Genomic DNA, 12,278 nt, shown 5'->3' on the forward strand with positions numbered 1-12,278 from the left:
CGCGCCGCTCACTTGCCGGTGGACCCCCCGGCCAGCGCGCCGCCGTCCACCAGCAGTGCCACGCCCACCACGTAACTGGCCGCGTCGGAACACAACCAGGCGATCGACTCGGCGATCTCCATCGGATCGGCCGCGCGCCCAAGGGGATTGGCGCTGCGCGAGACCTCCTCCAGCCGCTCGCCGAGCTTTCGCTCGACGAAAGGCGTTCGGACCAGGCCCGGGCACACCGCGTTGACGCGGATGCCCAAAGGCGCGAACTCCAATGCCGCCGATCGGGTGAGGCCCACCACGGCGTGCTTGGAGGCGGTGTACACGGCGACTTGCGGATGCCCCACCAACCCGGCGCGAGACGACACGTTGACGATGGCGCCCGAGCGCGCGGGTGCCATCACGGCCAGCTCGGCTTGCAGGCAGTTCCACACACCTTCCAGATTCACGCCCATCACGTCGGACCACTGGCTGCGCGGTGTTTGCAGCAAGCCGTTGACCGATTGCGAAATGCCCGCGTTGTTGACCGCGATATCCAGGCGTGCGTGGCGTTGCCAGCAGGCCTGTACCACGTTCTTCACCTGCTGCGGATCGGTGACGTCCAAGGCGATGGCCTGGGCCTGCGCGCCAGCCGCTACAAGGCGGTCCGCCAGTGCCAGGGCGCTGGCGAGGTCGAAGTCCGCCACCCACACCTGGGCACCGGCATGTGCCAGCAACTCGCACGTGGCCGCGCCGATGCCGGATGCGCCGCCCGTCACCAGCGCGACCCGATCGTCGAAGCGGTGCTGTGGCTTCGTGGACCGGTCGGGCGCTGCCATCGTCACCATGTCACCGGCAGCGCTTCCACGCCGTACACCTGCGACATGGCATTGAAGCGAAGCTCTTCGAACGGTACCGCCAATTGCAAACGGGGAAAGCGCTGGAACAGGGTGCTGAAGACGGCGTTGAGTTCCAGCCGCGCCAGCGGTTGGCCCAGGCACTGGTGCACCCCGTAGGAGAACGCCACGTGGGGCTGGCTCTGGCGATGGATGTCGAAGCGGTCGGGGTTCTCGAACGTCGCCGGATCGCGGTTGGCCGCGACCAGCATGGCATGCACGCTCTCGCCCGCCTTGATCGACTGTCCGCCGATCTCCACGTCGGCGATGGCCACGCGGGAGGAATTCAAGTGCGCGATGGCGTTGTAGCGCAGCATCTCCTCGATCGCGCGCGGCACGAGCGCGGGGTCCGCTGCCATCGCGTCTTTCTGCTCGGGATGGCGCAACAGGGTCAGCGTGCCCATGCCGATCTGCGTGGACGTGGTGCCATGGCCGGCGGAGTACAGCAGGGCCGACAGGCGCACCAGCTCTTCCAGTTCGATATGGCCAGGTTGCAACTGCTCCTGGACCAGGCGCGTGAGCAGATCGCTGGCATCGCCCGGCTTCTTCAGGCGCTCGCGGATGGCGTTCTCGAAATACGCTTCCATGTCCAGCGTCGCCTGGCGGATCTCCTGCGGTGCGGCCCGGTGGTCGATGCGCAGATTGCTCCAACGCCCCAGCATCTCGAAATCCTCGAACGGCACGCCGATCAGCAGCGACACCACCATGACCGGCAAGGGGTTCGCGACCTTCTCCATGAAGTCCGAAGGCTGTGGGGACTGCTCGAGTCCGGCGTACAGGCCTTCCAGCAAGCTGTCCACCTGCGGCTTCATCTCGCCCATGCGCTTTTGCATGAAGTCGCGCGTGAGCATGCGGCGAAAGCGCGCGTGTTCGGGGTCGTCCATGTTGATGAAGGTGTTGCGCGCCAGCACCTGCTGCTGGCGCGCCTGCGAGAGCGACTGGAAGCCTGGCGTGTTGGGGTCGCTGCTGAAGCTCGGGCTGGACAACACCGCCCGCACGTCTTGCCAGCGCGTCACCACCCACGCTTCGGAGCCGTCCCACAGCGTCGCCCTGGACACCGGGCATTCGCTGCGCAGGCGCGCGTAGCCGCCCGGCGGGTTGAGCGGGCCGTCATCGCGCGGCAGGGGCATGAGCGGCTTTTCGCGGGCGGCGGTGGAGTCGTGAAACGGGCATGTGGACATGGTTGGGGTCTCCTGGAAGGTCTGCGGGCTGCGGTCCGCCTGCGGTGCGGTCATCTGGAATTGCAGTTGGAAGGTTTCCACCACGGGCAGTGGCAGGTCGGGTTGCGCTTCCCGCAGCATCTGGCGCAGCCGCTCGGCGGCCATGGCCACCGCCACCGCCGAATGCCCCTCCACCAGCAGAGCGGCGGTGGGCGTGCCCAACTGGCGTCCGCTGCGCTCCGTGGTCTCGATCTGGCTGGCATCGGCGTTGGCCACCACCAGGTGTGCGCCAGCGACATCGGGCCACTGCGCGGCCGCGTCGCACAAGGTCTCCAACCCCGTTGCATCGGCGCGTTCGTCCTGCAGGCGCACGGTGGCGAGATAGCCCGCCGCGCTGTCGCCCAGCGAACGCTGGACGGCACACAGGCCCCGCACCGAATCGCGCAACAGGGCCACGCAGCGGCGCGTCCAGGGCGTGGGTGCGTTGAGCCGCGCGAGGTACTCGGGGCTGACCAGGGCATCGAAGTCCTCGGTTTCATACAGGATCAGGTACGCGCGCTGCGCGCACACGGCCGCATACCGCCGACCCCGCAGGAAGCCGGGCAAGGCCAGGCGCTCGGGCATGTGCTCCTGGTTGTGCCAGGCGGTGAAGTCGGCCCTATCGGCTTCGTCCACCTGCGACCAGCTCACCAATGCGGCGCGACCTAGAAGTGCCATTGGACTATCCCGGCAAGCCCAGCACCTGGCGGGCGATGATGGTGCGCTGGATTTCGGAGCTGCCACCGTAGATGGTGGTAGGGCGCGCCTGGAAGAACTGGCTCGCCGGGTTCAGCGCGTCCTTGCCTTCCATGGGGTCCAGGCAGCCTGCGTTCATCTCGGCCATCTCGAGCATGAACTCGGTCATGCGCTGGAACAGCTCGCTCTGGTGCAGCTTGAGCAGCGACACGTCGGGCCCCAAGTCCTGGCCCCGGCGCACCTGGTCGACAAAGGTTTCGTACAGGGCCTTGTGGTCTTCGAGGTCGAGTTGCAGGCGCACATAGCGGTCGCGGAACACCGGGTCGTCCCAGCAGCCCATCTCGCGCGCCAGAAGGGCCACGCGGCTGAGCGCGTATTCCGAGTGCTTGGGGGCGCCCAGGAAGATGCGCTCGAAGCCCAGCAGGGCCTTGGCCATCGACCAGCCCTTGTTGACCTCGCCCACCAGATGGCTTTCGGGCACGTGCACGTCGTCGAAGAAGGTCTCGCACAGTTCGTCGTCGAGCGAGATGTCCTGGATGGGCCGCACCTTCAGGCCACGTGAGTCCATCGGAATCAGCAGGAAGCTGATGCCCTCTTGCTTGCGCGCGGACTTGTCGGTGCGCACCAGCGCGAACATCCAGTTCGCATCGGCGCCGCGCGTGGTCCAGATCTTCTGGCCGTTGACCACCCATTCGCCGTCTTTCAGAACCGCCTCGGTGCGCAGGCTCGCCAGATCGGAGCCCGCGTTGGGCTCGCTGTAGCCCTGGCACCAGACGTGCTCGCCCGAGAGAATTTTTGGCAGAAAGAAAGCGCGCTGCGCATCGGTGCCATAGCGGATCAGGAGCGGTCCGATCATGACCACACCCATGTCGTTGAGGCGCGCGCAGCCATGGCGCTCCTGCTCCTCCATCAGGATGAGTTGCTTGCCCGCCGACAGCCCCAGACCGCCGTGCTCGACCGGCCAGCCCGGCGCCAGCCAGCCGGCCCGGGACAGGGCTTCGTACCATGGCCGCGCCGCCTCGAAGCGAAGCCGGTGCGCCGGGTTGATCACGTCCAGCGGGTAGTGCGTGACTATCCAGTTGCGCACCAGTTGCCGGAACGCGTCGTCGCCCATGGCGTTGTAGTCAGGTCTTGATTCGGTCATGGCTTATCCACCGCTGCGTTGCGTTTCACTCTCCAGCGCCAGACGGGCGTAGCGGCTGCGGTGCCAACCCGCCGATCCGTACGCGTTCATCAGCACCATGCCTTTGCGCAGGTACAAGCCCACGTCGCATTCGTCGGTGTAGCCCATGCCACCGTGCATCTGCACCGACTGGCGCGCCACCAGCATCGCGGTATCGGCGGCGCGGCATTTCGCACGCGACACCGCCATCTGCCGCGCGGCGCCATCGGCGCTTGTGCCGTCCAAAGTCGCGGCAGCGCTGTAGACGCTGGCACGCGTCAAGGCGATCTGCAGCGCGAGATCGGCCGACTTGTGTTGCAGGGCCTGAAAACTCCCAATGGGTTTGCCAAATTGCACGCGCGTGCCGAGGTATTCCAGCGTGATGTTCAGGCAGCGTTCGGCACCCCCGAGCAGGTAGGCTGCGGTTTGCAGCGCTGCTTCCTCCCAGGCGCCTGCGAAATCCGCAGCCACCGGTTCGCCCTGGGCATCCGAAAAAGTCACTGTGGCGCAGAAGCTGCCGTCCTGCATGGGCTTGGGCTGGATGTTCACGCCTGCGGCATCGGACGCCACCAGCACCGCACCCCCGGTGGTGGCCACCAGGAACGCTTGCGCACCCAGTGCGCCGGGAACGAAGTGGTGCGTGCCCTGCACCCGGCCGTTTTCCAAGCGCGTGGCAGGGGCCGCAGTGCCGTTGAGCGCAGGCACCACCAGGTGGTGGTTCGCCAGCATCTGCCTGCGCGCTTCGCCCTCGAGCGCGCGCACGCAGAAGGCCACATCGATCACCGGCTCGGGCAACAGCCCCGCCCCCAGCGATTCGGCCAATGCGCAGGCTTCGCGCATGCCAAGGCCCGCGCCACCTTCATCGGCCGAAGCCCGAAGGCCCAGCCAACCCATCTCACCGATCAGCGTCCACACCGCAAGGTCGAACCCCGGCTGCTGGTAGCGCTGCGCGCGCACGCGCGCCAGGTCCTTGGCCGGTGCCACCTCGGCCGCGCTGTCCTGCAGCATGCGCGCCACGTCGCCGTGGGTGTCCAGCATCGCCGCGCCCTGCATCAGATCGGGTCCCATGGGTACAGCTCCGGGCTGGTGCTCACCGAGAGGAAGTGCGGCTGCAGCGCGGGCACCGCATGTTGCGCAATCGTCTCGGGCGTCCAGCCCTCCGAACGGTGCACGCTGCGCAGCGGGCGCGGCTGGCTCATCAGGAAGATCTCGTTCATGCGGATCGCGAACACCTGAGCGTTCACCTCGCGCGCGGCGTCCGACGCCAGGAACACCGCCAGCGGCGCGTTCTTCTCCGGTGTCATCTGTTGCAGGATCTTGATGCGCGCGCGCTGTTCCTCGGTGTCCGACGGGATCGCGTCCGTCATGCGGCCCCAGGCAATCGGCGCAATGCAGTTGCTGCGGATGTTGTACCGCCCCATGTCCAACGCGATGGCCTTGGACAAGGACACGATGCCCAGCTTGGCCGCGCAATAGTTGGCCTGGCCGACGGTGCCCACCAGGCCCGCGCCGCTGGTCATGTGCACATAGGCGCCGCTGGCCTGGCGGCGGAAGTGCTCGGCCGCCGCGCGGCTGACGAAGAAGGTGCCGTTCAGGTGCACTTGCACCACCGAATTCCAATCGTCCACCGACATCTTGTGGAAGATCGCATCGCGCAGGATGCCGGCGTTGTTCACCACCACGTCGATGCGGCCGAACTGGTCCACCGCCATCTGCACCATGCGTTGCGCGCCGGCCCAGTCGGACACGCTGTCGGTGTTGATCACCGCTTGGCCTCCCAGGCCCTCGACGAGCGCCTGGGTTTCCTGCGCGGGCGAACCCGATTGGCCTTCGCCCTTGAGGCTGGTGCCCAGATCGTTGATGACGATGCGCGCGCCGGCCCGCGCCATCGCCACGGCCACTGCACGGCCGATGCCGCCACCGGCGCCGGTGACCAGGGCCACCTTGCCTTCCAATGAAATGCTGTTGACTGACATGTTTCCTCTTCGATGTGATGGGTTCAAGGGCGCGTGACCAGCGCGTCCACCGCGATGATTCGCCGTGGCGTGCAGATCAGCGGGTTGATGTCGATCTCACCGATCTCCTGGGCGAAGTCGGCGAGGAATTCGGACACGGCGCAGACGATCTCCTGGAGGTGCCCGACGTCCACGGGCGCGCTGCCGCGGTAGCCCTGGAGCAGGTGGGAGACCTTCAACTGCTCGATCATCTGGCCGGCTTGCTGGCGAGACACCGGCGCCATCTCGGTGACAGCGTCCTGGAGCACCTCCACCATCACACCGCCCCAGCCCACCAGCACGACGGGGCCGAGCGCGGAGTCCACGCGGCCGCCGACCATGAGTTCGATGCCGCTCTCGATCATGGGCTGCACCGCCACACCCTGCACACGCGGCGGCGGTGCGATGCGCGCGGTGCGCTGCACGATGTCTTCGTATGCCGCCACCACCTGCTGCGGGTCTTGCAGGTTCAGCTTGACCACGCCCGCCTCGGTCTTGTGCAGCACGTCCGGGCTCTCGAGCTTGAGCACCACCGGGTAGCCCATTTGCTCGGCGAGGGCCACGGCCTCACTGGCGCTCGCCGCCAACCGGTCGGTCGTGACGGGAATGCCGTAACAGGCCAGCAGGTTCTTGGCTTCGCGCTCGGTGAGCGCGCGTCCCCTGGGCAAGGACTGCAGCAGCGCGCGCGCGGCCTCCCGGCCCTGGGCGCTCACCGTGCGCACCTGTGCCTCGGCCTGGGCGCGCATGCGGCTGCGGTGTTGCCACGCCGACAGGGCCTGGAACGCGCGGTCCATGGAGCGGAAGACGATGGCGTTCGGGTTCGCTTCGGCTTCGCGGATGCCTGGCCCTTCGAGCCATTCGTTGATCCACACCGTGACAAAACACTTCCCGCGCTGCGCCGCTGCCTGGGACAGCAGGTCGAAGCGCCATGACGCACCGTCGTACGACAGGGGGTGCGGGTACAGAAGCGTGCCGATGGTTTCTTCGTCCAGCAGCGCATCCGCGCAGGCCGCGATGCTCTGCGGGTTGTTCAGCACCTGTCCGGTGAGGTCACAGGGGTTCTTGGCCGAACCGAACTCGGGCAACAAGGTGCCCAGAAAGGCTTCGGTCCCGGGCAGCAGATCGGGCAAGGGCACGCCGTGCTCTTCGGCCTTGTCCGCCGCCATGATGGCCGCTCCGCCGGAGGTGGAGACCACGGCCACGCCGTCGGCCAGGCAGCGTCGGGGGGCCTTGGCGAAGAAGGCCGCCGTTTCCACCAGGTCTTCCAGGCGGTTCAACGCGATCACGTTGTAGCGCCGAAAAGCCGCTGCATACATCTCGTTGGAGCCCGCGAGCGATCCGGTGTGGGAGAGGGCCGCCTGGCCACCCTTCACACCCGTGGCCATCTTGTAGACGATCAGGGGCTTGTCGGCCTCCCAGGCGCGCCGCGCGGCCTCCAGCAGGCGGCGGGGGTCCTGCATGCCCTCGAAGATGCAGAGGATGGATTGGCAGTTCGGGTCGTCGACGAGGTAGGACACGAGATCGGCCACGTCCACATCGCACGCATTACCCGAGGTCAAGGTGTGGCTGATGGACACCCCGTGTTCGATCGCCTGCGACAGGGCCGAGCCCATCGCGCCGGATTGGCTGGCGATGGCAAAGGCGTGGCCCGCGAGGCGGGGCTGGGAGACCGGCGGCGAAAACGCCATGCGCGCGCCGTTCACGTAGTTGTAGATGCCGATGCAGTTGGGCCCGATCAGGCGCGTGCTGCTGCCCGCCACCAGCTGGCGCAGCCGTTCCTGCAAGGCCACGTGCTCGGGCTTGCCGGTCTCCGCGAAACCGGATGCGAACATGACCACCCCGCCCACGCCAGCGGCCACGCATTCGCGCACCGTGTCCTCGGCCGCCTCGCGGCTGGCCACGAAGACCACCGCATCGACCGCTTCGGGCAAGGCGCTGACCGAGGGATAACACTTGTGTTCGCCGATCTGCGCGTACTTGGGGTTGACCATGTACACGCGGCCTTTGAAATGCGCGAGGTTGACCATCACGCGTTCGCTGAACGAGCCGGGGCGGTCGGACGCGCCGACGATGGCGATGCTTTCGGGGTGCAGCACACGGCGCAGGTCGTCGTGTTGCAGCAGGCGAGGGGAGGCTGGGGTGGCTACCTCGGCCGGGGTGGCGCGAGGGGCGGCAACGGAAGTGTCCATGCGAAAACCTGAGAAGTGAAATGAAGCCAGATGGGTACCCTGCGCGCGGTGTTCACACCGTGGAAGGCCCGCCCAGAACGACGGTGCTCTGGGCCGACAAGGTGCCCCCGTTGCCGTGCGCCAGAGCGGTTTCGCAAGCCTGGACCTGGCGCTGGCCGCACTCACCGCGGATCTGGCGCGCGGCTTCGATCAGCAGAAAAAGCCCATACAGGCCGGGATGGGTGTAGGACAGGCCGCCACCGGCGGTGTTCACGGGCAGGGACCCGCCGGGTGAGATGGCGCCCGAGGCCACGAAAGGACCTGCCTCGCCCTTGGGCACGAAACCCAGGTCTTCCAGGAACAGCAGCGTGTTGATGGTGAAGGCGTCGTAGAGCTCGACCACGTCGATGTCCTTCGGCTCCATGCCCGCCATGGCGTAGGCGGCGCGGCTCGACTGGACGGCCGTGGTCGTGGTGAGGTCGGGCATGGAGTGGATTTCCAGGTGCCCGATCGCATCGCCCACACCCAGCACATAGACCGGGGGCTTCTTCAGGTGGCGCGCGCGCTCGGCGGTGGTGATGATCACGGCGCCACCGCCATCGGTGACCACGCACGCGTCGCGCACCGTCAAGGGATGGCTCACCATGCGCGAGGCCAGCACCTGTTCGATCGTGAGCGGGTCCCGCTCCCAGGCCACCGGATTCATGCGCGCCCAATCGCGCGCGGCCACCGCCACGGCGGCCAGGTGCTCGCGCGTGGTGCCGAATTCGTGCATGTGGCGCGAGGCCGCGAGCGCGTACCCGCTCAAGGGCATGCGCGGACCGAAGGGTGTGATGAGCGGGTCGAAGCCCCGGATGTTGAGCAGGCCACCCGCCACCGAGCGCTGCGTGCTGCCGTAGGCCAGCAGGGCCACTTCGCACTGCCCGGCCTGGATCGCGGCGGCGGCATGGCCTACCATGGTCTCGAACACCGAGCCGCCGCTGAAGGACGAGTCCTGGTAGCGGGGGCGCAGGCCGAGGTATTCGCACAAGGCGACCGAGGCCAGCCGGACCTGCGCAGAGGAGGCGAACACGCCGTCGATGTCCGACAGCGCAAGGCCGGCGTCTTCCAGCGCTCGCAGGGTGCCCTGGGCCATCAGGTCCACCGGGAGCGTGCCCGGCGCCACCTGGCCCAGATCGGATTCGGCCACGCCCACAATGGCGGTGGCCCCACGTTGAAGCGGGTGGATGGTCATGGTTGAGCGTCGATCGGTTCGAAGAAGGGGACTGCGTCGGCACCGTCCTGGCGGCGGATCCGCACGCGCACGCGCATGCCGATGCGCACCTGGTCCGCCGCCACGTTCTGATTGCCTTCGACGCGGCTCATCATGCGAAAGCCATCGTCCAGATCGACCAGCACCACGTTGTACGGCGGTTCTCCCTTGGGATAGAGGTAGGTGACGGCGTGCACGGTGCCCTCGCCACGGCTCTCGCGCCACTGCAGATCGGCGCTGCCCGTGAAGGGACACAGAACACGGGGGTAGAACACGGCGCGCTGTGCCTTGGGGCTGTACTGGTAGGCCAGCACGCCTTCGTTGAGGCGCCGCTGGTAGGCCCCCATCGGAGACTCGATGGCGCCGGATGGCGATGTCATGCGTTTTCCTTTCTCTTTCTTCAGCTCTCGATGTGTTCTGCCGTGATCGCCCCCGAAGGGCAGCTGTTGACCGCCGCCATCGCCTGCGCGTACAGGTGCTCGGGAGGCTCTGCGATGCGCAGCTGGACGGCGCCATCCAGGTCCCGCTGATCGAACACCTCGGCGCTGGCCATGACGCACAGGCCGGCGCTGATGCACAAGTCCGGGTTTGCCGAGAGCCGCAGCCGGATCGCCGGGCGTGGCGTGGAGGGGGCCTGCGGCGTCATTCCAGCTTGATCGCGCTGTCCTTGATCACGCGACCCCAGGTGGTGTATTCGTTGTGGATGTATTGGCGCAGCTCTTCGCTGGTGCCGGGCTTGGGCACGGCGCCCATCGCGATCAGTTTTTCCTTCGTCTCCGCGCTCTCCAGCACCTTGTTCAGGGCGGTGTTGAGTTGCTGTAATTGCGGCTTGGGGATGCCGGCCGGCGCGAGAAAGCCCATCCAGCCGTAGGTGTGCACGTTCGGGAAGCCTGCCTCGGCGGCGGTGCCGACGTTGGGAAAACGGGGGCTTCGGGTTTCGCTGATGGAGCCGATCACGCGGATGCGGTCGTCCTGCAGATAGGCCTCGATGCTGGCCAGCACCGTGATGCCGATCGGCACGCGGCCCGCGACCACCTCGACCATCGCCGGCGCGTCGCCGCGGAACGGAATGTGCTCGATCTGCACCTTGGCATCGCTCTTGAGCAACTCGCCGACCAGGTGCGACGTGCCGCCGACGCCCGAGCTGGCGTAGGACAGCTTGCCAGGGCTCTGTCGCGCGGCCGCGACCAGTTCCTGCATGTTGCGCACCGGCACACCCGGGTTCGCGACCACCAGCATGTGGTTGACCACGGCCATGCCCACCGGGTCGAAATCCTTGAGCGGGTCGTAGGCCAGGGCCGCTGCGTGCGGGCTGATCGTGATGGGCCCTGCCGAGGTGAAGAGCAGCGTGTAGCCATCGGGCGCCGACTTGGCCACGCGCGCCGCGCCGATGCGGCCATTGGCACCGGGCATGTTCTCGACCACGATCGTCGTGTTCATGAGCCGTGCCATCTCACCGCCGACCAGGCGACTGACGCGATCGGCGCCACCGCCCGCGGCGTAGGGGACGATCAGTGTGATGGGTTTGCTGGGATAGGTTTGCGCCAGTGCGGCCTGGCTCAGGCCGAACAGGAGCGGGATCAGTGAAACGAAACGCCGCAACATGTTGTCTCCTTGCTTTTGGATGGACCACCACCACCGTGCCGGTGCGCTTGCGCATGGCGTCCGTGGGGGCTGTGTTCGCAGTCCGTGTGCGAACCCATTCATGGTGTCAGAGCCTCATGCGCCGACGAGACGTCTTTCATATGGTTTGAGATGTGTTACCCGGCACCCGCCTGGGCAGAGCGGCCATCTCCGCGTGTTCAGAACACGTCGTCGTTGTGCTCGCCCAGCAGCGGTGCACCGCGTGTGGCCGCTGGGGCCGCGCGCGAAAACTTCACGGGTTGCCGCATGTGCAGATAGCCGCCTTCGCTCGGGTGCGTGCGCTTCTCGAAGAAGCCGACCGCCATCAGGTGCGGGTCGTCGAGCACGTCCTGCAGATCGTTGACGCGGCAGGCGGGGATGTCGTGCGCGGCAAACAGGGCCAGCCACTGCGCGGTGGAGCGCGTGGGCAGCACCTCGGCCATTTTTTTCTGCAGCAGATCGAGGTGCTCGAAGCGCTGGCGCGCGGTGTTCAGGCCGTGCCGATGCAGGAATTCGGGCTCACCGATGGCGTCGAAGAAGCGCACCCAGCGGTCGTCGCTGTAAGGTGCCACCACGATGTGGTCGTCGGCCGTGCGCATGGGTTGCCGGTGGGGGTCGAGCTGGCGCGGGTAGCCCACGCCGTCGTTGGGCGGTGAAAAGGTGTGGCCGTACAGGTGCTCCTGCAGCAGGAAGTGCGTGAAGCACTCGAACATCGGCACCTCCACCACCTGCCCCTCACCCGTGCGCGCACGGTGGAACAGCGCACCCAGCACCGCTTGCACCGCGTGCAGCCCGCTGACCTTGTCGGCCATCGCCATGGGCAGGAAACGCGGCTGCGGGTTGCCGTCCACGCGTGGCAGCAGCCTGGCCGCGCCCGAAGCCGCCTGGATGATGTCGTCGTAGGCCGAGCGCCCAGCATAGGGGCCGTCCAGGCCAAAGCCGGTGCAGTGGACGTAGACGAGGTCGGGGCGCAGGGCGCTCAAGGTCTCGTGGTCCAGCCGGTTGCGCGCCACGGCGTCGGCCCGCAGGTTGTGGATGAACACGTCGGCGCTGCGAACCAGCGATTCCAGTTGCCGGCGGCCTTCATCGGTCTTGAGGTTCCAGGTCACGGAGCGCTTGCCGTGGTTGACCGTCATGTGCCCGGGACCCATGCCGCGCGTGACCACCGGCCGCCCCACTCTTCGAACCTCGTCGCCACCCGCGGGTTCGATCTTGATGACGTCGGCCCCCATGTCCGCCAGCGTGGCGGTGCAATAGGGGCCGAAGATGACCGACGTCATGTCGACGACGCGGATGCCTTGGAGGAGAGGGTTCAATGCGC

General features: G+C 67.3%; 11 protein-coding genes. All 11 read right to left on the bottom strand.

The genetic code is table 11. The features are described from left to right. Positions 1–8: 8 nt before the first annotated feature. Positions 9–815, bottom strand: coding sequence for an SDR family NAD(P)-dependent oxidoreductase (locus F9K07_RS04270; RefSeq protein ID WP_159589711.1), 807 nt, complete (start codon positions 813–815; stop codon positions 9–11). After that, positions 809–2,740 carry a cytochrome P450 gene (locus tag F9K07_RS31710; protein WP_236581791.1) on the bottom strand — a complete coding sequence of 644 codons (1,932 nt, stop codon included), beginning with the start codon at positions 2,738–2,740 and terminating at the stop codon, positions 809–811. The genes F9K07_RS04270 and F9K07_RS31710 overlap by 7 nt, the downstream gene beginning before the upstream one ends. A 4-nt stretch (positions 2,741–2,744) precedes the next feature. Continuing rightward, complete coding sequence (locus tag F9K07_RS04280) at positions 2,745–3,902, bottom strand: acyl-CoA dehydrogenase family protein (RefSeq protein WP_159589713.1); 1,158 nt, start codon at positions 3,900–3,902, stop codon at positions 2,745–2,747. 3 nt (positions 3,903–3,905) lie between these two features. Further along, the gene (locus tag F9K07_RS04285) at positions 3,906–4,988 is read right to left on the bottom strand and encodes an acyl-CoA dehydrogenase family protein (protein WP_201451511.1); all 1,083 of its coding nucleotides are present in this window, start codon (positions 4,986–4,988) and stop codon (positions 3,906–3,908) included. Continuing rightward, entirely contained in the window at positions 4,973–5,896 is a 924-nt protein-coding gene (locus F9K07_RS04290) for an SDR family NAD(P)-dependent oxidoreductase (RefSeq protein ID WP_159589715.1), read from the bottom strand. The genes F9K07_RS04285 and F9K07_RS04290 overlap by 16 nt, the downstream gene beginning before the upstream one ends. 23 nt (positions 5,897–5,919) lie before the next feature. Continuing rightward, on the bottom strand, positions 5,920–8,103 hold the full coding sequence (locus tag F9K07_RS04295) for an acetate--CoA ligase family protein (RefSeq protein ID WP_159589717.1): 2,184 nt from the start codon (positions 8,101–8,103) through the stop codon (positions 5,920–5,922). Between the two features lie 52 nt (positions 8,104–8,155). Further along, the gene (locus tag F9K07_RS04300; RefSeq protein WP_159589719.1) at positions 8,156–9,316 is read right to left on the bottom strand and encodes an acetyl-CoA acetyltransferase; all 1,161 of its coding nucleotides are present in this window, start codon (positions 9,314–9,316) and stop codon (positions 8,156–8,158) included. Continuing rightward, a complete protein-coding gene (locus F9K07_RS04305; protein ID WP_159589721.1) occupies positions 9,313–9,714 on the bottom strand; it encodes a Zn-ribbon domain-containing OB-fold protein in 402 nt (133 codons plus the stop codon). The genes F9K07_RS04300 and F9K07_RS04305 overlap by 4 nt, the downstream gene beginning before the upstream one ends. A 20-nt stretch (positions 9,715–9,734) precedes the next feature. Beyond that, positions 9,735–9,980 (bottom strand): ferredoxin, encoded by a 246-nt coding sequence (locus F9K07_RS04310; RefSeq protein WP_159589723.1) that lies wholly within the window; start codon positions 9,978–9,980, stop codon positions 9,735–9,737. Continuing rightward, positions 9,977–10,939: a Bug family tripartite tricarboxylate transporter substrate binding protein gene (locus F9K07_RS04315; protein WP_159589725.1), complete on the bottom strand. Its 963-nt coding sequence runs from the start codon at positions 10,937–10,939 to the stop codon at positions 9,977–9,979. Before F9K07_RS04315 ends, F9K07_RS04310 begins: the two co-directional genes overlap by 4 nt. A 197-nt stretch (positions 10,940–11,136) precedes the next feature. Beyond that, positions 11,137–12,273, bottom strand: coding sequence for a CaiB/BaiF CoA transferase family protein (locus tag F9K07_RS04320; RefSeq protein WP_236581792.1), 1,137 nt, complete (start codon positions 12,271–12,273; stop codon positions 11,137–11,139). Positions 12,274–12,278: the final 5 nt, after the last annotated feature.

The sequence above is a fragment of the Hydrogenophaga sp. BPS33 genome, assembly GCF_009859475.1.
In the GTDB taxonomy this organism is placed as follows: domain Bacteria; phylum Pseudomonadota; class Gammaproteobacteria; order Burkholderiales; family Burkholderiaceae_C; genus Hydrogenophaga.